The 23,065-nt window shown below is 48.7% G+C and carries 26 protein-coding genes; 11 read left to right on the forward strand and 15 right to left on the reverse strand.

The features are described from left to right. Nucleotides 1–27: 27 nt before the first annotated feature. The 4 genes from ACI2NF_RS02865 to ACI2NF_RS02880 all read left to right on the forward strand — a co-directional run bounded on the left by ACI2NF_RS02865 (nucleotide 28) and on the right by ACI2NF_RS02880 (nucleotide 2,700). Complete coding sequence (locus ACI2NF_RS02865) at nucleotides 28–666, forward strand: 50S ribosomal protein L1 (RefSeq protein ID WP_400146254.1); 639 nt, start codon at nucleotides 28–30, stop codon at nucleotides 664–666. A 13-nt stretch (nucleotides 667–679) separates the two neighbouring features. Continuing rightward, nucleotides 680–1,681: a 50S ribosomal protein L10 gene (locus ACI2NF_RS02870; RefSeq protein WP_400146252.1), complete on the forward strand. Its 1,002-nt coding sequence runs from the start codon at nucleotides 680–682 to the stop codon at nucleotides 1,679–1,681. 18 nt (nucleotides 1,682–1,699) lie between these two features. Further along, nucleotides 1,700–2,008 carry a 50S ribosomal protein P1 gene (gene rpl12p / locus ACI2NF_RS02875; protein ID WP_400146251.1) on the forward strand — a complete coding sequence of 103 codons (309 nt, stop codon included), beginning with the start codon at nucleotides 1,700–1,702 and terminating at the stop codon, nucleotides 2,006–2,008. An 89-nt stretch (nucleotides 2,009–2,097) separates the two neighbouring features. Beyond that, nucleotides 2,098–2,700, forward strand: coding sequence for a DUF998 domain-containing protein (locus ACI2NF_RS02880; protein WP_400150874.1), 603 nt, complete (start codon nucleotides 2,098–2,100; stop codon nucleotides 2,698–2,700). Here the strand turns inward: ACI2NF_RS02880 and ACI2NF_RS02885 are convergent. The 5 genes from ACI2NF_RS02885 to ACI2NF_RS02905 form a co-directional block, all read right to left on the reverse strand. After that, entirely contained in the window at nucleotides 2,671–3,363 is a 693-nt protein-coding gene (locus tag ACI2NF_RS02885) for an esterase (protein WP_400211040.1), read from the reverse strand. The two genes, ACI2NF_RS02880 and ACI2NF_RS02885, sit on opposite strands and share 30 nt — an antisense overlap. A 32-nt stretch (nucleotides 3,364–3,395) precedes the next feature. Then, nucleotides 3,396–3,986 (reverse strand): DUF998 domain-containing protein, encoded by a 591-nt coding sequence (locus ACI2NF_RS02890; RefSeq protein ID WP_400146245.1) that lies wholly within the window; start codon nucleotides 3,984–3,986, stop codon nucleotides 3,396–3,398. 157 nt (nucleotides 3,987–4,143) lie between these two features. Further along, a complete protein-coding gene (locus ACI2NF_RS02895) occupies nucleotides 4,144–4,473 on the reverse strand; it encodes a hypothetical protein (RefSeq protein ID WP_400152537.1) in 330 nt (109 codons plus the stop codon). Nucleotides 4,474–4,476: 3 nt separating this feature from the next. Next, nucleotides 4,477–4,836, reverse strand: a complete 360-nt coding sequence (locus ACI2NF_RS02900) for a hypothetical protein (protein WP_400153017.1) — start codon at nucleotides 4,834–4,836, stop codon at nucleotides 4,477–4,479. A 202-nt stretch (nucleotides 4,837–5,038) separates the two neighbouring features. Continuing rightward, nucleotides 5,039–5,761, reverse strand: coding sequence for an RNA methyltransferase (locus ACI2NF_RS02905; RefSeq protein ID WP_400153019.1), 723 nt, complete (start codon nucleotides 5,759–5,761; stop codon nucleotides 5,039–5,041). A 96-nt stretch (nucleotides 5,762–5,857) separates the two neighbouring features. Between ACI2NF_RS02905 and ACI2NF_RS02910 the strand changes: the two genes are divergently transcribed. From ACI2NF_RS02910 to ACI2NF_RS02925, 4 genes are read left to right on the forward strand one after another with little or no spacing between them, the layout of a single operon-like run. Further along, nucleotides 5,858–6,598: a phosphopantothenate/pantothenate synthetase gene (locus ACI2NF_RS02910; RefSeq protein ID WP_400146241.1), complete on the forward strand. Its 741-nt coding sequence runs from the start codon at nucleotides 5,858–5,860 to the stop codon at nucleotides 6,596–6,598. A 41-nt stretch (nucleotides 6,599–6,639) separates the two neighbouring features. After that, nucleotides 6,640–7,881 carry an adenosylhomocysteinase gene (locus tag ACI2NF_RS02915; RefSeq protein WP_177971340.1) on the forward strand — a complete coding sequence of 414 codons (1,242 nt, stop codon included), beginning with the start codon at nucleotides 6,640–6,642 and terminating at the stop codon, nucleotides 7,879–7,881. Then, nucleotides 7,863–8,795 carry a PfkB family carbohydrate kinase gene (locus tag ACI2NF_RS02920; protein ID WP_400205148.1) on the forward strand — a complete coding sequence of 311 codons (933 nt, stop codon included), beginning with the start codon at nucleotides 7,863–7,865 and terminating at the stop codon, nucleotides 8,793–8,795. Before ACI2NF_RS02915 ends, ACI2NF_RS02920 begins: the two co-directional genes overlap by 19 nt. Before the next feature lie 2 nt (nucleotides 8,796–8,797). Next, complete coding sequence (locus ACI2NF_RS02925; RefSeq protein WP_400153021.1) at nucleotides 8,798–9,322, forward strand: adenylate kinase family protein; 525 nt, start codon at nucleotides 8,798–8,800, stop codon at nucleotides 9,320–9,322. Here ACI2NF_RS02925 and ACI2NF_RS02930 read toward each other — a convergent pair whose 3' ends face one another. From ACI2NF_RS02930 to ACI2NF_RS02945, 4 genes are read right to left on the reverse strand one after another with little or no spacing between them, the layout of a single operon-like run. After that, on the reverse strand, nucleotides 9,323–10,696 hold the full coding sequence (locus ACI2NF_RS02930; RefSeq protein ID WP_400211041.1) for a M20/M25/M40 family metallo-hydrolase: 1,374 nt from the start codon (nucleotides 10,694–10,696) through the stop codon (nucleotides 9,323–9,325). A 2-nt stretch (nucleotides 10,697–10,698) separates the two neighbouring features. Continuing rightward, nucleotides 10,699–11,736: a DNA primase gene (locus ACI2NF_RS02935; protein WP_400195893.1), complete on the reverse strand. Its 1,038-nt coding sequence runs from the start codon at nucleotides 11,734–11,736 to the stop codon at nucleotides 10,699–10,701. A 37-nt stretch (nucleotides 11,737–11,773) separates the two neighbouring features. Beyond that, entirely contained in the window at nucleotides 11,774–13,378 is a 1,605-nt protein-coding gene (locus ACI2NF_RS02940) for a radical SAM protein (protein WP_400150015.1), read from the reverse strand. A 4-nt stretch (nucleotides 13,379–13,382) separates the two neighbouring features. Continuing rightward, entirely contained in the window at nucleotides 13,383–14,480 is a 1,098-nt protein-coding gene (locus ACI2NF_RS02945; RefSeq protein WP_400211042.1) for an acyltransferase family protein, read from the reverse strand. A gap of 129 nt (nucleotides 14,481–14,609) precedes the next feature. On the opposite strand from ACI2NF_RS02945, the gene ACI2NF_RS02950 reads away from it, so the two are divergent. Further along, nucleotides 14,610–15,971 (forward strand): NAD(P)-dependent malic enzyme, encoded by a 1,362-nt coding sequence (locus ACI2NF_RS02950; protein WP_177971829.1) that lies wholly within the window; start codon nucleotides 14,610–14,612, stop codon nucleotides 15,969–15,971. A 58-nt stretch (nucleotides 15,972–16,029) separates the two neighbouring features. Here ACI2NF_RS02950 and pgsA read toward each other — a convergent pair whose 3' ends face one another. The 6 genes from pgsA to ACI2NF_RS02980 form a co-directional block, all read right to left on the reverse strand. Then, nucleotides 16,030–16,587, reverse strand: coding sequence for a CDP-diacylglycerol--glycerol-3-phosphate 3-phosphatidyltransferase (gene pgsA / locus ACI2NF_RS02955; protein ID WP_400196745.1), 558 nt, complete (start codon nucleotides 16,585–16,587; stop codon nucleotides 16,030–16,032). A 113-nt stretch (nucleotides 16,588–16,700) separates the two neighbouring features. Then, a complete protein-coding gene (locus ACI2NF_RS02960) occupies nucleotides 16,701–16,970 on the reverse strand; it encodes a translation elongation factor EF-1beta (RefSeq protein WP_177971827.1) in 270 nt (89 codons plus the stop codon). 11 nt (nucleotides 16,971–16,981) lie between these two features. Next, the gene (locus ACI2NF_RS02965; RefSeq protein ID WP_177971826.1) at nucleotides 16,982–17,146 is read right to left on the reverse strand and encodes a zinc finger domain-containing protein; all 165 of its coding nucleotides are present in this window, start codon (nucleotides 17,144–17,146) and stop codon (nucleotides 16,982–16,984) included. Nucleotides 17,147–17,224: 78 nt separating this feature from the next. Beyond that, nucleotides 17,225–18,571: a phosphoglucosamine mutase gene (glmM, locus tag ACI2NF_RS02970; protein ID WP_400146224.1), complete on the reverse strand. Its 1,347-nt coding sequence runs from the start codon at nucleotides 18,569–18,571 to the stop codon at nucleotides 17,225–17,227. A gap of 33 nt (nucleotides 18,572–18,604) precedes the next feature. Continuing rightward, nucleotides 18,605–19,582 (reverse strand): SIS domain-containing protein, encoded by a 978-nt coding sequence (locus ACI2NF_RS02975; RefSeq protein WP_177971824.1) that lies wholly within the window; start codon nucleotides 19,580–19,582, stop codon nucleotides 18,605–18,607. Then, complete coding sequence (locus ACI2NF_RS02980; protein WP_400205157.1) at nucleotides 19,579–20,526, reverse strand: SIS domain-containing protein; 948 nt, start codon at nucleotides 20,524–20,526, stop codon at nucleotides 19,579–19,581. Before ACI2NF_RS02980 ends, ACI2NF_RS02975 begins: the two co-directional genes overlap by 4 nt. Before the next feature lie 81 nt (nucleotides 20,527–20,607). On the opposite strand from ACI2NF_RS02980, the gene ACI2NF_RS02985 reads away from it, so the two are divergent. Together ACI2NF_RS02985 and ACI2NF_RS02990 are read left to right on the forward strand one after the other, a co-directional pair. Then, complete coding sequence (locus ACI2NF_RS02985; RefSeq protein ID WP_400211043.1) at nucleotides 20,608–21,468, forward strand: damage-control phosphatase ARMT1 family protein; 861 nt, start codon at nucleotides 20,608–20,610, stop codon at nucleotides 21,466–21,468. Next, nucleotides 21,465–22,985 carry an HAD-IIIA family hydrolase gene (locus tag ACI2NF_RS02990; RefSeq protein ID WP_400211044.1) on the forward strand — a complete coding sequence of 507 codons (1,521 nt, stop codon included), beginning with the start codon at nucleotides 21,465–21,467 and terminating at the stop codon, nucleotides 22,983–22,985. The genes ACI2NF_RS02985 and ACI2NF_RS02990 overlap by 4 nt, the downstream gene beginning before the upstream one ends. Nucleotides 22,986–23,065 lie beyond the last annotated feature (80 nt).

Here is a 23,065-nt window from a genome sequence, read left to right on the forward strand (position 1 = left end):
TCGCATGCACTACGAGGAGGAATTGAATTGGCAGAAAAACCAACCGTAATGGCTGTGCAGAAGGCACTCGAAAGTGCAAAGAAGCGCAATTTTACTGAAACGGTTGAGTTGGCCATCAATCTCAAAGATGTGGATTTGTCAATGCCAAAGAACCGTATCACAGATGATATCATTCTGCCCTACGGTCGCGGTAAATCGATCCGTATCTGTGTGATTGGTGGTGGCGAACTTGTCCAGAAAGCCAAAGACGTTGCCGACGTCGTGATCACAGCTGATGAACTTCAGGCGATCGCAGACGACAAGAAACAGGCAAAGAAGCTCGCGAACAGTGTCGATTACTTCATCGCTGAGGCACCCATGATGGGAGTCGTCGGTAAGAGGCTCGGTACCGTTCTCGGTCCTCGCGGTAAGATGCCGAAGCCCATTCCCCCGGGACAGGATCCCACAGGAATGATCGAGGCACTTCGCAAGACTGTTTCTGTTAGGACGAAAGACAGAATCACCTTCCACGCACCCGTTGGAACGGTCAGCATGTCACCCGAAGAACTTGCAGAGAACATCGACACGATCCTTAAGCGTGTCGAGCTCAAACTCGAGAAGGGAAGGATGAACATCGCTTCATCCTACGTGAAGACCACGATGGGTCCGTCAGAGAGGTTAATCTGAGGAGGTTCGAAATATGGCACACGTCGCAACATGGAAGAAGGATCTCGTCAAGGAACTTGTCGATGAGATGACCGCAAAGCCCATCGTCGCAGTTGTCGACATGTCAGGCATTGCAGGTCAGCAGATTCAATCCATGAGGGCGGGACTTAGGCAGCACGCAACCCTTAAGATGACCAAGAACAACCTTATGTTCTTGGCTATCGAAGAGGCAGCAAAGCAGAAGCCCGGACTCGAAGAATTGAAGGATGCAATCCACGGACAGTGTGCAATCATAGCTACCGACCTTAACCCTTTCAAGCTCTTCAAACAGCTTGAGAGCACAAAGACGGCGGCACCTGCAAAAGCAGGCCAGATTGCTCCCATGGACATCATTGTCCACCAGGGACCTACACCGTTCGGACCAGGACCTATCATCGGAGAACTTCAGAAACTGGGTCTTCCCGCATCTATCGATGGCGGAAAGATTGTTGTCAAAAAGGATACCACACTCGTCAAGGAAGGAGAACCTATCCCGGCGAATGTGGCGGCAATGCTTCCCAAGTTGGAAATCTTGCCCATGATCGTAGGACTTGACCTTAGGGCAGCCTACGAGGATGGAACGATCTACCACAGGGACGTACTGAACATCCCGGACGACTACTATGCAACAATGTTCGCTACGGCTGCAAGGAATGCCATCGGACTCGGTGTAGCAATCGGATTCCCGACGAAGGATACGATCATACCGTTGATCACGAAGGCTTTCAGGGAGGCAATGGGTCTCTCAATATCAGCCGCGATCCCAACCAAAGACAACATAAAGATGCTCCTTGCGAAAGCAGATTCACAGATGCTTTCGATCGCTTCAGCAGCGAACTACACGGACGGCAGCATTGGTGCAAGGCTTAGCGCCGCAGCATCTGCAGCACCCGCAGCACCCGCAGAGGAAGCAAAAGCAAGTGCAGCACCCGTTGAAGAAGAAGAAGAGGTCAGCGAAGACGAAGCAGCAGCTGGCCTTAGTGCATTATTCGGCTAAAATTGGAGGTTGAATACAATGGAGTACATTTACAGTGCAATGGTGCTTTACGCAGCAGGCAAAGACATTACCGAGGATGCTGTCACAGCTGTCCTTAAAGCCGCTGGTGTAGACGCTGACGCAGCCAAAGTCAAAGCACTGATCGCATCACTCGATGGAGTTGACATCAAAGAAGCAATCGAATCCGCTTCAGTCATGGCAGCTCCCGCAGCAGCACCCGCAGCAGCACCTGCAGCAGGCGCAGCAGCTCCCGCAAACGAGGAGCCCGAAGAGGAAGCAGTCAGTGAGGAAGAGGCTGCCGCTGGTCTGAGCGCATTGTTCGGATAAGCGAACGGTTGTCTAACTGACACTTTCAAACCTTTTACCTATCTTCCTTTTATCAACAATTTTATACGACGTTTGTATCGCATTTGTATATGGGATTCAAGACACTCGACACCAGAATATATGCGATCTGCGGAATCTTAGCAGTGCTCGTGATGAGTGTCGATGTGATCATCGGTATCATTTTAGACCCTACTTGGAATTTCAATGACAATGTCATTTGTGATCTCGGGGTGTCCGATGACGCGACCATCGCAACATCATTCCTCATATCATGTTGCGCCTCGGGGATATTGTTCATAATATCATCGATGATGTGGATGTCGAAGGACTCAAAACTGATGAAGATGACAGGTATCTTCACCATCCTCTCAGGGATATCTCTCATGGCCGTGGGAATATTGGACAAGACGACGGACCCTGTGCATCAGTTCATGGTGATAATCTATGCGACCTTGTTCATCATAGCGATCGCATTCGCGTGCATAGAGGATATCAAGAAACACAATTACACACTGGTCTTCGGGTTCGCGATACTTGCAGTCTATGGTGTGATAAGTCTTTTCGGCGTATTCCCATACATCCTGACGCAGTTCCTGCTCATGAGTTACGTGTTCGTATGGTATCTTCTGAAATGCATCGGAGAATTCAATCCAAGCACAGAATCACTCAGAAGGATCATAGGTCTCGATTGATCTGTCAAGGATCCATTCGAATGCGGCCGATGCCCTTTCAGTGACATCCTTGAAATGACCTCCATCATTCCAGATCAATTCGCAACGATTCTCTCCCAAGTATTGTGATATGATGTCATGCGTCTCATTGATATTATCGGATACGCGTGATAGGTAGCGATTCTTGGTCTTGGATTCCGTGTCTCCGAGACTTAGGAAGACGTATTCCGTCTTCGGATGGTTCTCTCCTACATATTCTATCCAACCATCGAACCATACGGAAGGGGATGCAGCTGCGACACCGAAGAACCTGTCCGTTCTGAAACATGACCATAGTGAGAACAATGCGGCCAAGGAATATCCTCCTATGATGAATCTCGTATCATCTTTCAATGACAATCCCTTTACAGAGAGTGGAATGACGCGATCCAAGATGAATTCCAAAGTATTCTCTGCACCATCTCCAAAATCGTCATTGCCGAATATCGCAGGCACACGCCACGGTGAGAGTTCTTCATTCCAATCATTGACTCTCAATGCGACTGACGGACAATTGAATCTCATCAATAACTCATCGATAGAATCCTCGCTGAAATCTGCAAAGAACGTCAGTATGCAGTTACGTTTGTCCGGATGGTCTCTGAATCTCAGTACCTTTCCTTCTATCTCGGAGGTCAGAATCATCAGAATGAAGAATATGATGGAGTTATTTCCATCTATTCACTAGCTATGGCAGCCGCTTTGAATCTGAGGCTGTCGAGGAACTGAGTCACCCACCAACCTATCGCACATAATATGCTGGCGATCTCGCTCAATGCACCAGTGAATATCGGCCATTGGATCAAAGTTACCAGAAGTACGACGATACTGCTCTTCATTATGAAAGGATTGCGTATCGCAAAATGATGCAACGTCACAAGGATGATGCCTATGACCAATGGGATGCAGAAGAGTCCCGTCGCGATATTGTGCATCGTCACGTTCGATAATGTCATTGCTCCTACGAGGAAAAGACCACATCCGCCTACCATTATCGACATTCCGCCGATCTTTTGCAGTGAATCTTTGCTGAAGACACACAATCCGAGTCCGAATATGAAGACGCATATGCCTGCGATGTAGCATGATATGTTGAATGTGGATGAGGTCAGCGAGCTATCGCTCACGCCAAGGTCGGACAATGTATTTACCCACGGGTCCCATCCAACTTCATTGCATCCTGCGATAACGATCCCGGAGAGGAAGCACAGTATACCAACAAGAGAAATGGCGATATACGGTGACATCCCATACTTCTTAAGATCCATTGGGTGTATTCTGTGTTGTTAATAGATAATTGTATCGTTCATAAAATCGTATTTTGATCCTTGCTGGCCCGTTATCGTTACACTCTTCACGATACGGGTCAGCAAAGGGGAAAATGTTTGATACAAATCCTAAGGAGGAAAATACGGATTTATTCAATCAGTTTGCGTTGGTGACTGCAGATTTGTATGATATCTTGTTCTCAACGTAGACCATGATGCCCCACATCGCGAGTATGGCCAAGAGCATAGGTATGCCGATCTGACCCATCTCAACAAGCATCGTGGCAGTATCCGCAGGATCTGACATCGCAGTCAGGAATGGGAACCATGGTACGATCTCTCCGTGCCACATATGTTCCACAAGCAATGCGATCGTGCCTGTCCAGATCATGATGTTCAACCAATTGATATGATACTTCTCAGGAATCCTGTTCCTGAAGGCAGTCGTGAAAACACCGACGGTTGCCGCTACTAAAAAACATGCCATTTCTTATGCCACCTCTTCTGAAATCTCTTTATCTACCTCTTCATTGGTATTGGCGTTCTTCCTCAATTCGAGTCTGTCGATGACGACAAACAGTTCCCACACAGCCAAAATCGGAATCAACATGCATAAACTGAGGATGAAAGGTTCCAAACCTATCTCAAGGAAATCTCCTTCAGCGCCTTCAAGGAACCAACCGATCACATGATCGACGAAGATCATGGCCGTCAGTGCCCATAGGCCCATTGAAAGCTGGGCATAATAGTTCTTACCCGGCTTGTCAATCCATGCTTTAGTAGATATCAGGGCTGCTATTGCCGAAACAACTAACCACATTTTACCACACGACACTTGATTTTCAGCCAAATGTCATTTAGTAATTTCAGTAATACTAATTAAATATTAATATTACGAACTACGATCGGACGGACTCGAGGTATTATTTCAAGAAAAATCGATACTTTGTCGTTATAACGCAGTAGATATCGACATCAAAAACAGACATCATTTCAAAATCAATAGCGAGAAATAGGTGCCTGATGGATTATTTCCATCATTCAAATGACATCTACTTCTTCTGACTGGGGTAACTGAGCTTCCCAGTGATCAATCTGGATGAATCTCCGAATACTCCCATCAATGTGTTGTATTCGTACTTGGTGAGTACGGCACGTCCGATCATCCTTCTGAACATCGCGGATGTGTATTCTTTCCTCTGTTCAGGGTAATCTATGTTATCCAACAGGTCATCGAAGAATGAGAACAATCTTTCCTTCTCTACATGATCCGCAGGTTCAGGGGCATCGATGGTCTTTCCGAACAATTCATACATGACGATCGTGGCCGCATGGGACAGATTCAGGATGGGGTATATGTCGCTCGTTGGAACGTGCACCAATATGTCACATCTTGCAAGCTCATCTTGCAACAATCCGATATCTTCCCTTCCGAAGATCAACGCGATCTTCTCCGGATAATCCCTCACCTTCTCAGCGAAATCATGTGCGGACACAGGGATCCTGACGTAATTGTTCTCTCCCTTGGATGCGACACCAGATGTTCCTGCGACGAGGAAGCAACCTTCCAAAGCCTCCTCGATGCTGTCGACGATCTTCGCATTATCAAGGATGTCCGCTCCGTGCTTAGCCCTCCTGTAGGCATCATCGCCTATGGGACATGGGTGTACGAGATACAGTTCGCTGATATCGAAATTGGCCATAGATCTAGCTATGGCCCCGATGTTCCCTTCGAATTTCGGTGCAACGAGGATTATGCGGATATCCGTCATCATCTGTCGGTAATTGTAGCTGAGATATATTCCCATCGGAGTCTTTTTATCTTGATTTCGATGGATAGTGATTTAGGATAGTTCAGGGTTACGTGGATTGTGAGCATTCCAAAGGATCATCCAAGATACAAATCACTGATGGTTAGAGAACAATTGGCCGAGGCTGTGGAGAAAGGTCTGGTCAATCCGACCGGCCTCATATCGCATGGGAGAGGAGAGGCATTCGACTATCTCATGGGTGAGAGGACACTGCCGCCGTCATTGGAGGCCGAGAAGGTCGCTGCTGCATATCTCCTCAGAGCGAAGAGGCCATTGGTATGTGTGAACGGTAACGCAGCCGCATTGGATGCTAAGAATCTGATCAAATTGTCAGAATCGATACCGGCCCCATTGGAGATCAATATATTCCATCGCACAGAGGAACGTATGGAGCTGTTGATAAGCTACATGGAATCACAAGGGTGCAAAGAGGTGCTCGGAAGGGTCCCTGAAGAAAGGATCCCAGGATTGAACCATGACCGTGCGTTGTGTTCTAAGACGTTGTATGATTGTGATACGATACTCGTTCCCATAGAGGATGGAGACAGGGCAGAGGCATTGGTGAGAATGGGCAAGGTCGTCATCTCCATAGATATCAATCCGATCTCGAGGACATCAAAGACGGCCACGGTACCGATCTCCGATGAACTGACTCGCGCTTTGGAGAACATCATACGTTTCATCGATGAGCTCAGAGGAGATGAGAAGGAGATCGATAGGGTCATCTCATCATATGATAGCGACAGGAACAGGAAGGAACTCTTGAAGGAGATATCATCATATCTCGAGAGCAGTTGCTAACTCAGAACAATTAACTATCTGCATTCGTTCATGGCGTCATCATGATCGATAACGAACTTCTCGAGAAAGGCATCCTGAGGCTTCACTGGGCCGAGATGCATACGCCCGTGCTCCAACAGATAAGGGAGCGTTTCAAGAGAGAGCAGCCACTCAAAGGACTCAAGGTCTCCATGGCCCTTCATACAGAGGCCAAGACAGGTATCCTGGCCATAACATTGGCAGAGGCTGGTGCGCATGTGCGTCTCGCAAGTTGCAACCCCTTGTCCACAGATGATTCGGTAGCATTGGCGCTCCGTGAGAAGTATGGACTGGAGGTCTACGCTAAGAAAGGTGAATCGCAGGAGGAATACTACGAACACCTGAACGCTGTACTCGATATGGGGCCAGATTACATCATAGATGACGGTGCGGACCTCATCGCTATGGTACACACCACGAGGAAGGAGCTGTTGCCTAACATCAAAGGCGCTAACGAGGAGACCACGACAGGGATAATACGCCTCAGAGCCATGGCAAATGACGGAGAATTGAAATTCCCGGTCATGGCGGTGAACGATGCCAAGATGAAGTTCCTCTTCGACAACAGATACGGTACAGGACAATCAGCATTCGACGGATGGATGAATGCGACAAACCTCATGGTTTCGGGCAAGCGCCTGGTCGTGGCAGGGTATGGTTGGTGCGGTAAAGGTGTGGCGATGAGGGCCAAAGGGCTCGGAGCATCGGTCATCGTGACGGAAGTGGATCCGATAAGGGCGATAGAGGCCAAGATGGACGGGTTCGAGGTCATGCCTATGATAGATGCTGTGAAGGTGGCGGACATAATCATGACTGTGACCGGATGCAAGGACATCATCACCAAGGAGCATCTCAAGGTCATGAAGGACGGATGCATCATGGGGAACGTCGGTCACTTCGACAATGAGATCAGCAAGAAGGATCTCGAATCCATGGCAAAGAGTGTCGTCAGGGTACGTGAGTTCGTCGATGAGTATGATATCGATGGGAAGAAGTTGTTCTTGATCGGAGAAGGTCGTCTCATGAATCTTGCGGCAGGTCAGGGGCATCCCGCAGAGATCATGGACATGAGTTTCGCAGTACAGGCACTCTCATTGGAATATCTCGTGAAGAATCATGAGAAGATGGAAAATGGCGTACACACTGTGCCGTCGAATATAGACGTCACGATCGCTGAGCACAAACTCAAGGCCATGGGTGTGAGGATAGACTCCCTCTCGGATGAGCAGAGGAGTTACATCACAGGGTGGCAGGAAGGTACATGAATCCATTCCTAACGGTCTACGGCCATATATCTCTTGATCAGATAGTGAGTGTGGATGAATTCCCGCGTATGAACACTTCTGTGGATGTGACCAATAAACAGACGAGCTTGGGCGGAACGGCGGCAAATGTCGCCGTGACAGCAGCAAGATTGGGAGTACCAACGGCTATATGTGCGTTCGTCGGCAACGATTTCCCGAAGAAGTATGAGGATCTGATGGCATCGAGCGGCCTCATCATGGACGAGGTCGTGAAGGTGGATGGTTATGACACATCCACTGCGATCGTGATAAACGATCACGATCTCAATCAGAAGGTCCTATTCTTCCAGGGTCCGCACGGATATGCATCAAAGATCGGTATGGATCTATTGAAGAATGGAAAACAATCGAAGTTTGTTCATTTCTGTACAGGCGAGCCGGAATATCACATACGTATCATGAAGGAATTGAGGCCGAGCGGATGCGTGATAGCGATAGATCCCGCACAGGAGATCCACAGGATATGGAATGAGAGATTGCTTGCGGATGCGATGGCGGTCTCCGACATGATGTTCTGTAACAGATTCGAGGCTGAATCGGTGAAGAGGTATCTCGGTACCGATCTGTTCGAGCAGGTGAGGTATCCATTCATACTATGCACCAAAGGCAGCGAGGGATGCGATCTGTATCTCGATGGCGAACCCATGCATTTCCCGATCGTGGAGGCTGAGAAGGTCATAGATGCCACAGGTGCTGGAGACTCATTCAGAGCAGGATTCTATGCAGGCCAATATCATGGCATGTCGATAGAGGAATCCGTGGTTGTAGCTTCAACGGTAGCTTCGTTCACCGTCGAGAAGACAGGCGCGCTCACCAACACGCCCACATGGGACCAAGTCATGGAACGTGCTGACAGGTATCTCGCGAGGTTGTGAACATGCTCGTGGCGATCACAGGTACGCCTGGTGTGGGCAAGAGCACCGTATCCTCCATCCTTAGGAGGACATATCGTGTGATCGATATCCATTCCTATGCGGAGGAGCACGATCTATTCGAGGAGTTCGATGATGATGCAGGTTCCTACGATGTGGATGTCGAGAAGCTCAACGAATCCGTGATGTCAGAGGATATGGAGGGTACGGTATTCATCGATGGACATCTGTCGCACTTCATCGATGTCGATCTTATCATCGTTCTAAGGTGTGATCCAAGAGTGATACACGATAGGCTCAAAGCAAGAGGATATGATGACAAGAAGATCGATGAGAACGTTCAGACGGAGATACTGGATGTGATCCTCTACGAATCCGTTGAATCCGGGATACCTACGTACGAGATCGATTGCACGCATCTGACACCGGAAGAGGTAGCCTCTAAGATGATCTCTATATTGAATGGAGATGCAGATGGAACAGAGCCAGGCACTGTGAATTGGAGCGACAGGATGGACGAATGGTTCTGATCATCCTGACAATCTCTTCACCAATTCGAACACGTATCTCTCAGTTCTTCTCAGCGATTCTATCTCCAGATATTCATCCGGCGTATGCACTCCGCCCATGTTCGGGCCGATCGCTATGGCTTGGATATCCGGGCATTTGTTCCTTATGATGCCGCATTCCAATCCTCCGTGAGTTATCTCGAGTATGGGCTCGCGATCGAACATCTCTTTGTAGACATCCACAGATATCTTTTGAAGTTCTGAACCTTCAGGTTCATGCCACGGCGGGAACAGTTTGTCCACGGTCACGTTAGCGCCGTTCCTTACGAACGTCTCGGCGATCTTCTTCGAATATCTATCGATGAGATCGTCGGTAGCCCCTCTCATCATGGATGTGATCTCTACGCACCCATCCGTTCTGATGATCCCAAGATTGGATGAGGCCATAGTCCCTATGTTTCCGCTCTCGAAAAGATCGTATGGACATTCGTTCAACGATGTGATTATCCTGTTCGTCATCACCGTACTGAGTGCGGATCCGGGTTCATCTATAGGTTCCAACGTGAATGAGATCCCCGGTTCGGTGTCGCGATATCTTGCGGATGTCTCCTCCTCATACAACTTGAGCTTGCTGTATTGGAACGTATCCGTGGTGGAGAATGTGGTCTCACATTCCATCGGTATGACGTTGTTGAATGTACCTCCATCGATGGAGGATAGTCTGACGTTGTCCAATCTTTTCAGATATTCTGACGTGAGTTTGATCGCATTCGCTCTTCCAAGACCTGCCATCGACGAATGTCCTGACAGCAGACCGGATACCTTGAGCCTCCACCATTGGCCGTTGGTCGTAGAATTCTCATAAGGGAACCTTGCGATTATATTGGATGCACCAGCGCATCCGACGGTGATCTTGCGTTCATCCTCCATGTCAAGATTGATAAGATATTCCGATGACAGGATGTTATCTTCCAGGCCTTTGGCGCCTATGAGTCCTATCTCCTCATCGGACGTGAACAGACATTCTAGAGAGACATCCTTCAATTCTTCTGAATCAAGGGCGTTGAGCATGATAGCTATGCCGACACCGTTGTCTGCACCGAGTGTGGTGCCTTCCGCGGTCACCCTGCCACCATCGATCCGTGTATCTATGGGTTGTCTTGTAAAATCGAATGTCTTGTGAGGACTTTTGGATGCTACCATATCCTGGTGGCCCTGCAATGCGACGAATCCCGTATCTCCGTGACGGATCATGAGTATGTTGCCATGATCATCGATATTATGTTCGATCCCATGCGATTCAGCGAAATCAAGAAGATAATTCCGTATCTGTCCAAGATGTCCTGAGGGCCTTGGTACCTTGGTGATGTCCATGAAACGTTCCAATATGTCCATGATCAACCCTTCTTTTGTTCCGGCATGGGTGCATTCGTCTTGATCCTGTAGTATGTGAGAGGATGATTCATCTTCCCGTTGTTGCAGAGGTTGTCGGGATCGTAGCACAATCCGTTGGATTTCATCGTATGACATTCCGGCGGGGTGTACCCATCGGTGCCGTTCAGTTCGCCGGTTATGTGCTTGATCTGATAGATCGACTTCGATTCGTCAAAGTCAGGTGATTGTGAGAACAATGCCAAGATCTGTTCCGAGTTCATCCCGATCGTGTGAAGGAAAGATACCAAAGCGAACCTGCCGCTGTGCGGGAGGTTGACTCCATGCAATGCATTGGCCAACAAGGTCCTGATGCATGGCGGGAGTTGTTCATTCACCAATTCGCCCGAGAACTTCGGTTCGAACTTGTTCTTGATGACTTCCATCGATTTCTTTACTATGGTGACATCCTTGGTTATGGCGGTCGCTATGTTGTCAGGTATAGGTAATGGCAGTTCAGACTCTATCTTGTCTTGAAGCGCATTCTGCAACACACGGTCGAATTTCTCATGCGGAAGGAAGACGTATCCTTTGTAAATCTCGTGATTGACTAACTTCCAATCGGGACTCTTGATCCTGGTGGAGAATTTCAAGTAGTCCGAGAAATGCATCTTCAGCCTATCATCATCGAGTGTGGAGTTCACCCCAAGCGATCTTGCGATCGACAGTACGGTGGATTGAGATTCCTCTCCAAGGAGCTTATTCATCCTGACAGCCTCAGCCAGGGCATACCTCTTCGTCAGAAAACGATCGTTGATCGTAGATACGATCATCCTCGCATAGGGATATGACATGACCTCCATCAATCTCTCATAATCGTTGGTCAATGGTACGTAACTTACTTCGGAGTTCTCTATAGCACTCTCCAGTCTGTCCACGCCTCTTCTTCTGGCCTCCTCAAAAGTATCGGAGGAGATCAGCATATCGATATCCACGCCATGCTCTGATGCGAAATCGGATGCATCATCAAGGAATGGGTATCTGGAGGCAAGGATCGTATCCATATGCTCCCATACCGCCTATTAATCTAAAATAACTATCTTATTCGAAGGATAGCAGTCCTTTGAGGCCTTCGATGACCTTCTTGTCATCTATCGCTCTTGACAGATCGTCGTATGATGTGTAGGGCCTGTATCTCACGATGGTGGCGGATCTCTTCTTGCCTATGGATGGCAACGATGCGATAGCGCCCATGGATTCGTGGTTTATGTCGAAAGGATATGTGAGTCCGGTCACGGATCTGTAACCCCAATCAGTTATGATGATGTCATATGATTTCCCACATTCCAGCTTGTATGGTATACCTATGAGCAGAGGGTATGAGCCTATCTGTCTTCCGAACGTGATGTTGCCGTCATGTATCTCCATGAACACATCCTTGAGGACGGTACCTTTGGGTACCATGCGTTGAAGCATGACATGATCCACGGACTCCCTGATGCTCTGTTTGTACTTCTTGAACCTGTTGGGGTCGACCTTCGTATCGAATGCTTTCCTTATCGGAAGGACCTGCCTTATGTTGATCCTCCTTACGATGAGGCCCTCATCGATCAGTCTTTGCAGGAACTCCATGTTCATATCATATGTCGCTTTGGATTCACCATCAAGTCCGGCTATGATGTTCAATCCAGGCAATAGGCATGGCATCCCGTTGTCCCCGCGGTGACCGCCTATGCGGTTGATCATCCTGATCGCATCCAGTACCTGTTCGGGGGTGCTGTTCAGATTGTTGGCTCTTATGACGTTAATGTCCGCCGATTCCATCCCCAATGCCAACACATTCCCTGGCGTACAACAATCCACAAGTGTCTTGAGTATGATCTCAGACTCATCAGGATATCTGGAGATGACAGCAGGGTTGGCATTATCCACATGTATCGTCTTGAATCCAAGGCCCTTCAGGCCATGGAACAGTTCCGATACCGCATCCGGATTGGGTCTTGGCGTTCCGGAGTCATCTTTCGAACCGTACGATATTATACACGTCTGTCCGCCGATGCGGATGTTCCTCACACCTAGCTCTCTAAGCTTTCTTGCTTCCTCGAGTATATCCTTCGGAGAACGCATCAACGGCTTTCCTTTCAGAGGTTCTATGCAGTATGAACATCCGCCAGAGGCGTATCTATGACACCCTCTATATGATTCAATCTCTGCGACCAACGGATATGGGAAATCATGATGCTGTTTCACGATATCCGCACCAAGGATCATCCATCTGTTCCATTCATCGAGATCACGATATCTCTCCCCGACCTCTTTACCTGTCATCCCATCATACAGCGATGCGGCAAGGTCCTTCCTTATCGCGAAATCGAACCTCTTCGCGACATCAGCCGTCGCGGCCGATCCACCGATCAACTTCCATCCCTTGAGGGATGGTAGAAGGTTCTCGATCTCCTTGAGGGACATAGGCATCGAGCGTATGTACTTCCCCGGTACCGTATTCCCAGAGATGACGACACTGACCTTAGCATCAGGTATCTTCAGTCCTTTGCGGATCATGTCTATCGTGATGTATTCCACATCACCTCCCGCGTCGATAGCGGCACCTGCCACCGCCCTTGCTATGGGCGAGATGTATGGTGGGACACCCAATGCTGCCGGATCGTCTATGTATCCGTCGATCAGTACTACCTTGATCCTCATTCGATCACTGTTTCACTGCTTTCTTCCTTGATGTGACGATCATCTTCAGGAATGACCACCAGAGATAGGATATTCCGATATCCAATGCTATGGAGCATATCAACCCTATCAGATCGAGTATCGCTTGGTCATCGATAGGGATCGCAGGCATTATGAATGTCCTTGTGACGAGGATGGATGCCATATACAATCCATACATCCACGGGAGAAGTTCCCTTCCCATGAACTCCATCGACCTGCTCCTCAACTGATTCTCCTTGAGCCTGAACGAACCGAGGAAGAGCGAGAATGCGAGGAATAACGATCCGAAGGTGAGATTGGCGCTTCCGACACCATTTCTGTAGTAGGTGTAGAGGAACATGAACTCGAATACCGAGAGTAGGAATCCTGCTATGAACAGCAATATCAGCGATTCATTGCTGAATTTGGAATCGATCTCGTCCTTGTATCTGTGTATGTAGTAACCCAAGGAGAAGAATAGCATGCCTATGAACGGATAGGTTATCTCGCCGAGGCCGACTGTACTCAGGCCGAAGATCGAGGTGACACCGAAGAAGAGGAGAACCTCGCATAACAGCATATCGACGATCACGAACGCCAATCCGATGTACATGGCGTACTTGAAACTGAGATTCTTCTTGTAAAGGATCCAATGGAATGCATATACGAGAGCGAGACAGTATGCGAACCATACGGGCATCGTGTTCCATTCTGCCGTTATAGTGTCGCTCAGCACATATTCCCAATCCATGACACCGTCGTGCCAATGTTCTATGCCGCATCCGAGCCAGATCAAATCTATGATGAAATAGAGGACCTTTATGAATATGATGAGATAGACGATGTGCAGCAGTTTCTTACCAAGTCTCCTCTCCGAATGTCCGTCCTTCGAGAATAGGAAATAACCGGATACCATGAAGAATGCAGGTATGGCGAATCTTCCGACACCTTCGACGAGATGATAGAATCTGATGTCATCCAATACGACCCATGATGGTTCGAAGTGAACGAATGTTATGCAAATGATGATGAATGCACAGAACGATCTCAGGAAATAGTTCTCATATTTCCCTTGGGTGCTGTTGTTGTCTTCTCCGGGCATAGTAACATGTGGCCAATCATATGCTATGATAAAAGTCATACGCTCACTTTTTAATATACGCCAATCATATCATGGCATTGATATCTGCGGGAACTATCGCGGCATGGTTCCCCTATGGGAGGTCAAATAATGGTTGATTACAGAGATATGACAGAGGAGGAGCGCCTTGCTAAGGCCCAGAAGCCCGGTAAAGATGCAATGAAGATGCATCCTTTCTACGGCGGTAAGGTAGAAGTCGTGCCAAAGGCATGTGTGAGGTCTTTCGATGATTTCGCCATTTGGTATTCGCCTGGAGTTGCAGAACCCTGTAAGGACATCGCGAAGAACCCAGATATGGTATATGAGCACACATGGAAATGGAACACGGTCGCTGTCGTGTCCGACGGAACACGTGTGTTGGGACTCGGAGACATCGGACCAGAGGCAGCTATGCCCGTCATGGAAGGTAAATCGATGCTCTTCAAGTATCTTGGAGGAGTGGACTGCGTACCGATCTGTCTTGACACGAAGGATCCCGATAAGATCATCGAGACGGTCAGACTCATCGCACCTTCATTCGGAGGTATCAATCTTGAGGATATATCGAACCCCAAGTGCTTCGATATACTCGATGAGCTCAGAAAGGATTGTAAGATTCCTGTATGGCATGACGATCAGCAGGGTACGGCAACGGTCGAGGTCGCTGGTGCGATCAACGCCATGAAACTCGTTGGCAAGAAGCTCGAGGATGCACAGATCACGGTCATCGGTGCAGGAGCAGCATCCATCGCTATCTCAAGGCTCCTTCTTGCGACAGGATTCAAAGCACATAACATGTGCGTATGCGACTCGAAAGGTATCCTCAACGCAGAGAGGACGGATGTCGGAGAGAACAACTTCAGCCAGAAATGGGACATCTGTAAGAAGACGGACGGTGCAGGCAAGAGAGGCGGCATGAAAGAGGCAATGGAAGGTGCCGATATCGTCATCGCCGCATCGAAGGCAGGTCCTGGAACGATCCCGGTCGAATACGTGGATCTGATGGCAGATGACCCGATCATATTCGCAACAGCGAACCCTGTGCCCGAGATCTGGCCCTGGGAGGCTAAGGAGCACGGATGTAAGGTGTTTGCAACAGGACGTTCGGACTTCCCCAACCAGGTCAACAACTCGATGGGATTCCCTGCGATCTTCCGTGGAGTCCTTGATGTGAGAGCTAAGACGATCACAGACGAGATGTGTATCGCTGCAGCAAGGGAACTTGCAAGGTATGCAGAGGAAGAGCACGAGGGAGGAATCACACCCGAGTACATCATCCCGACGATGTCAGAGACCGAGGCATTCATATCAGAGGCAGTCGTCGTAGGTTCCAAGGCCATGGAGCAGGGCGTTGCAAGGCTCAAGCTCAGCAGGCAGGAACTTCATGAGAAGGCAGAGTTCATGATCAAGAGATCAAGGGCTCTCACAGCCAAGATGATGGATGATGGTTTCATCAAACCATACGTAGAATAAACATAGGAAAGGGGTCAAACCCCCATCCTCTCTTTTACAAAAAAATTAGATTTCTTTTTTACATCTCTTTGATCATATCACGGTTGTGATAGATGTAGTCGATGCAACTGATCAGTGCGATGGCTGCTGTGATCCAGAGAAGGACATTCGCTATGAGCACCACATCGATACTGAGATCCACAGCATATTCTATGCTCAGCAGGAACAATACGGCTGTTATCGAAAGCATCTGACTCATGGTCTTCAGTTTTCCTGATTTGCCTGCAGCTATGACCACGTTCTGTGATGCCGCGATGAGACGCAGGGAACTCACTATGAATTCACGGAACAGGACGACGATCACGATGAGCGGGTGACAGTATCCGTCAGGGATCATACAGACCATTGCGCTTATGACGAGGATCTTATCCGCTATTGGATCCAGGAATTTACCGAAATCGGTAATCAGATTTCTTGAACGTGCTATCTTTCCGTCGAGCATATCTGTCAACGAAGCTAAGACGAATATGATGAGCGCCCAGACGTATGCATATGGTATGTCATGAACGAGCATGAACAACACCATGAATGGAACTAGGATTATCCTCATCATCGTCAAACGATTTGGTAGGTTCATGATGCACCCCATTTTCTTTTTCGAAAAATCCTCTCGTCGTTGATTAAAGTATCGATTGTCAATATGCGAGGTATGTAGAAGAGGTGCCGTTAGGCACCTGGTGAATAAAGGTTTCAGAGAACTGTGGAGTCGACGTTAGCTACTTCGCCGATTCCAGGGATTGATTGGAGTGCCGCTTCGAGCTTTCCGCCGATCTCCTCATCGGTATCATCGATGATGAGGAATGCAACGACCTTCTCAAGTCCGAATGCAACGGGCTTGATGCTGGTCTCTTTGACCTCGACACCTGCAGGTACCGCTTTCTGAAGAGCCTCGATCACTCCATTGAGATCGACCTCTGTGCTTTCAGGCATGAGGTCATATGTTGATGCGATCTGTCCCATGGAACCACCATTCACGGTCCGACGAATCCGCATTTCTTACATTCGTATTTTACACCCTGGTCACGGCACTTGGCGCACCTTCCGATCTCTTCTTCGCCGCAGTTAGGGCATTTGAAGAAGGTGTTGCCTGTACCCTGAAGCCTGATGCCGCAAGAGGAACAAACTTTGTCTGCCATGAATGTGCGATTATATTCCACCTATATAAAAAGGCGTTGTCGCCATCATGTTTCGATGTGATGGGCATCCATTTTCAATCATCCTTCGATGAATTTCTCAACAAGCCCACGGTAATGTTCGGAGCGCTCCTTCGTGAGTCCTTCATCTGATGATTCGGAGTATATCCTGAATTTGGGTTCTGTCCCTGATGCTCTTATGAGGACCCACCCGTCATCATAATCTATCCTAATGCCGTCAAGCGTTGTGACATTCCCTTCGGCAACCTCGGCGATCCTCTTTGCCACGAGTTCTTTCCTCTCGTTCGGACATCTCACGGTCAATTTTAGTGAATGGTATCTTGGCATCTTGGATATCAGATCGTCCAATGGACCCTCTTTGGCGATGATCTCCAATATCGTGGCCATACCCATCGCACCGTCGCGACAGTACTGATGTTCAGGGAAGATCAAACCTCCGTTATCCTCTCCGCCGAAGATCCCCCCATTCTCCATCATCGCCCTTGCCACGATCGGCGATCCTACAGCGGTATAATGGAATTCCCCGCCGGATGATTCTACGACATCTTTGACGGTTGATGATGTGCTCACAGGTGCGTAAACCTTGCCGCCACCATTGGTCACGACCCTATGTTGAGCGATGAGAGCCAGACTAAGGTCTCCTGGAAGATATCTTCCTGTGTTCGAAACGAATACGCAACGGTCGGCATCCCCATCATGGGCCATGCCCACGACAGCATCCGTTCTGCCGGTCACCTCTATGAGTTCGGATAGATTGGATTCGGTCGGTTCGCTCTCATGACCGGGGAAGGTCCCGTCCATCATGCAGTTCAAAAGCACAGCATCGACGCCGAGTTTCTTCATCATCAGAGGCGTAGTCTCACAGGCTGCACCGTTGGAGCAATCCAGGACGACCTTGAGTTTTGCTTTCCTTATGGATTCCGCATCCACGCGTGAGATCACAGCATCGACATAGGTCTCTCCTGCGCCATCGACCGACACTATCTGTCCGATACAATCCCATTGGACGCACTGTATGTCCGTATCATACGCATCCTCGACCATGGATTCCTGTTCCTTGGTGAATTCCGTCCCATCCTCCGCTATGCATTTGATACCGTTGTATTCTGGAGGATTGTGTGATGCGGTGATCATGACCCCTCCCCTCACGCCTGTGTGTGTCTTCACATAATATTGCAGTGCAGGGGTTGGTATGACGCCAAGGTCGATGATGTCGATACCGGTCGCCATAAGGCCGGAGCATATGGCGTATTTGATCATCTGCGATGATGTCCTTGGATCCGTAGCTATGGCTAATGGGCCATTGTCTAACACAGACCCAATCGCTTTCCCGACCTGTATCGCAAGTTCGGGATTCATATCCGCATTGGCTATCCCGCGTATACCATTCGTGCCGAACATCCTCATCCTATCACCTGAACACATGATCGAAAGTGCAGATCATCTATCATTCATCCTTTCGTTAAGGAGTTTCTTGAGTTTCATTATCGGCCATACATCCCTTGGGTCCGCACCCCTGTCATTGGCCATCTTGACCGACGTATAGTCGCCGAGCATTATCATAGATAATATGTTGATTATTATGGAATCCGATGGAGCTTTCAGGACATCATATCCTACAGATTTGGAGTCCAAGAGCTGCATCGCCTTTCCTGCGAACGAATCCTCTCCGACATCCTTCGCGAATATCACCGCATGTAACGCATTGTGCGCGAAGTCATTGCAGACATTCGGATCTGATAGGTCAGATAACGGTTTCGTCATCGCTATGTATTTGCCGTTCTCGGTGAGTTCGGATTTCCATCTGAGAGCTACGGATTTCATCCCACCGTCGAACAGGAGCATCGTGACCTTGTCCTTCAGCGATGATGACAATCCGATGACGCGACTCCCTTCCTCCAGTTCATCGCGATATCTTTTCAATTCAGGGATCGCTCCCTTGAATTGATCTATGAGGTCCGTTCCCGTGTGTTTCATTATGCATGCTAGGTAACCTATCATGAATCCGATGGAATGTCTTGGATCCATCCCTGGTTTGACGGTCATGAGGAGATTGCCATCCTTCTCTGCCATCTCCTTAAGTCTTCCCCCCGCTGTTATCACGATCAATGTGCATCCTTGTGCTCTAGCACGTTCATACATGCGTATGGTCTCGAGTGTATTGCCGGAGTATGATGATATTACAGCAAGCGTGCGTTCATCCATCCAATCAGGGATGATCGGGTTCCTGAGCGTGTGTATGTATTTCTTGGAGAATCCGTTGAAAATGTCCGCGGTTATGCTTCCGCTTATAGCCGACCCTCCCATCCCGCAGAGCACGATGTTGTCGCAATCGAAGTCCGGAAGGTCCATGTCAAGGGACGATTCCAGATCATCTAAGAAACCATGTAATTGCTCATACGCTGTCAATTCCCTCATATCTGTCCCTCCAGATATTGGGCGATGTGGTAGCTCATCATGATGCCGTAGAGATTCCTCTCGATGGCGTTGGAACCATCCACACGTATCATCAGTATGTTCCTACCGCTATCTGCGATGACATCGGTAGCGGATTCGACGATCACATCCAGAAGATGGATACTGTAGTTGTAGATGACCACGGCTAGCATGTTCTCGGCATTCACATTCTCGTTGCACCATCCCACGATCTCATTGTGGTCGAATTCAGGCAGTTCCGTGTTGAATATCGGCTCTCCGATCGTCGCACTCAGGTAAGACTTCCAGACCGCGGACGATCCTCTGAGATCGGAGAGGCTGATGAGAAGAACATTGTTCCCACGGATGTTCTTGATGATCGATGTCAGTTCTTTCTTCGTCCTTCTTGGTAACGGGATATGTTCCTTCAGGAATCCTATGGATCTCGTCATCGGATCCTTGGATCCGCATACATCGGATCCCTGGAGTATGCACGAGATCATCGTGACCATGCTCCCTACCGCTTCTTGGAGCGTGAGGCCGTCCTGGAGTTCCATGAATTGGATGTCCTCATCGTCGCATAATTGGGACGCCTCTCCTCTTTTGGAGATGCAGACGATCCTGGTGTTTCTTCTGATGAGTTCCTCTATGCACCTTACCGTTTGATCATCATCGTAGTATGATGTGACGATAGCACATGTGTGATCATCGACCCATGCTGGTATGTTGGAGCCTTTGATAAGAGGGACAGGCATCCTACCACAATCGTTGGCGAATTCACTCAGGACCATGGCAGCCGATGATGTGACGTCCGGATCCACGATACATATCTTCTCCACGTTCGTGAAGCGAGGATAGTCCATGGATAGAAGGTTCTCCAAGGTGTCTATGAAACGTTTGGATGCCAAATATGCTCCATCGTTCGATGTGTTCGACGCCGTCGACATGTATCCTGCACAAGGCCATGTCCCAATATTATTGTTCCCATCGTCGCGAGTCTTATTATCGGTGCGGTCATATGGAATCATATGAAGCTAACACCTGATTGCGTACCATGTTTGATGAAGAGGGTGCTTTTTCAAGCAAGATTGTTGGAAAACGGATGCGAATCCGAAGCTGTAGGTGCAGCATTGAGGGCATACGCCAAGGAATATGCTGTCGGAAGGAATTCAGCAGAGGTAGCTACAGAGGTGCACAGGTCGGTGTATGAGGTGATGGGTGCCGATCCATACATCAAGATAAAGTTGGATGCGGACAGGATAGCCGAGGAATATCTCGATCAGGTGATGGGATATGTCGATTCGGCAGAGGATAGGTTCTCTGCAGCGGTCAGGGTTGCTGTCATCGGGAACATAATGGATTTCGGAGTATCATTGTCATCCCCGGAGGAATTCCGTGCGGTATTCAAGAAGCTCTTGGATCAAGGGATAGGTTCCGATGATACGGCACGCATGAAGGAATTGTTGACAGATTCAAAATCTGTCCTTTATTTCTTCGACAATTGCGGAGAATCTCAATTCGATAAATTGCTGATAAGGGAGATACAGAGGATGGGCGTCCGCGTCGTAGGTGTCGTGAGGGGAGAGAGGATCCTGAACGATGTCACCATGGAGGATGCAGAGCGTATCGGTCTTGACAAGATATTGGATCGTACGGTATCCACGGGAACGTTCGCGGTAGGTGCGGTGCTCTCCAAGGCGAAGGATGATCTGAAGGAGGAACTCGACAGGGCGGACATGATGATATGCAAGGGTATGGCCAATTACGAATCATTGTCCGATCAGGATGCAGGGATGCCGAAGGTCTTCATCCTCAGGACGAAATGCGGTCCTGTCGCAAGGTCATTGGGCGTTCCAGAGAACATCAACGTTGTGAGAGTGGCTGAATGACCCCGAAGGTACGTCAGGCCGTGATAATGGTCGGAGGCAAAGGGACAAGATTGAGACCGTTGACGGATAATTGCCCTAAGCCGATATTGCCTGTGCTGGATAAACCTTGTTTGGAATATTTCATCGATTCCATCGCTAAGGAAGGGATAACGGACGTCATACTCGCATGCGGTTACAAATCGGAGTACATGACTTCTGCCATAGGCGATGGGAGCAGACAGGGGATAAGCATCACATATTCCTACGAGGACCATCCTATGGGTACCGCCGGTGCGGTGAAACTCCTGGAGGATAGGTTGGATGACGTGTTCATAGCCGTCAACGGCGATGTGTTCATAGATATAGATGTCGGGAAGGAGATAAGGGATCATTTCGAACATGATGCATCTGTGACCATAGCGTTGACCACAGTGAGCGATCCAACACAGTTCGGCATCGTAGGGTTGGACGATGACGGAAGGATAACAAGATTCAAGGAGAAGCCGAAGAAGGAGGAAGCATTCTCTAACCTCATCAACGCCGGAGTGTACGTGTTCAACAAGGATGTCCTGAGATTCGTTCCGAAGGGGGAACCGTTCGATCTATCCAAGGATCTGTTCCCGATACTTCTGGAGAATGGATACAGATTGCAGGGACACAGGATGGATGGGCATTGGAGGGATGTGGGAAGGCCATACGACCTCTTCCACGCGAATCTTGAGACCGCGGCAAGGAAAGAGAGCCCTGATGATTCATCGGTAGATTCATGTGAGATATCAGGAACATTCTACTCAGGTTCAAGATCGAAGGTATCGGCATGCTGTGTGAAGGACACCGTCATCCATGGTGATTGTATCGTCAAGGATTCCACGATATCCGATTCCCTGATCATGTCGCATTGTAACATACACGGTGCTAGGATAGAGGGCAGCATCCTCGGAAAAGGTTGCATCGTAGGTAAAGGGGCCATGTTGAAGGATACCGTCATCGGTGATGGAGCGATCATACCCGATGGGATGAGTATCGAGGGAGCCATCGACCGCACCGCATACAAGAGGAAAGCGGTGTTCATCGATAGGGATGATACCATCAATGATGATGTGGGCCATTGTTCCAGACCAGAGGATATCAGATTGCTTCCAGGTGTCTCGAATGCTATAGCATCATTGAATAGGTCTGGTTTTCTGGTGATAATGGTGACCAACCAATCCGTCATCGGCAGAGGTATGGTCGACGAGAAGGGATTGGACGCGATTCACGACAAGTTGCGTGAGGACCTCCTTGCTACCGGAGGAGGTGTGATAGACGATATCTTCTACTGTCCGCATCTTCCCGATGCCGGATGCGATTGCCGTAAACCGAAACCGATGTTGGGCTTGAAAGCGATCGAGAAATACGGCATAGATCCAAGATATTCGTTCATGGTCGGCGATTCGGACAAGGATATCGAGTTCGGCAGGAACATAGGGGTCAAGCCCATCAAGGTCGATGGCGATTATACATTCGTCGACGCTGTCAACGATATAATAGATGCTTGAGAACAAGTTCGCGGATAGAACATATATATAACTATTAAAATCAGTATTCATAGGCATTATCGTGCTTAACGGAAGATGGT

Source organism: Candidatus Methanarcanum hacksteinii (genome assembly GCF_964305265.1).
GTDB lineage: Archaea > Thermoplasmatota > Thermoplasmata > Methanomassiliicoccales > Methanomethylophilaceae > Methanarcanum > Methanarcanum hacksteinii.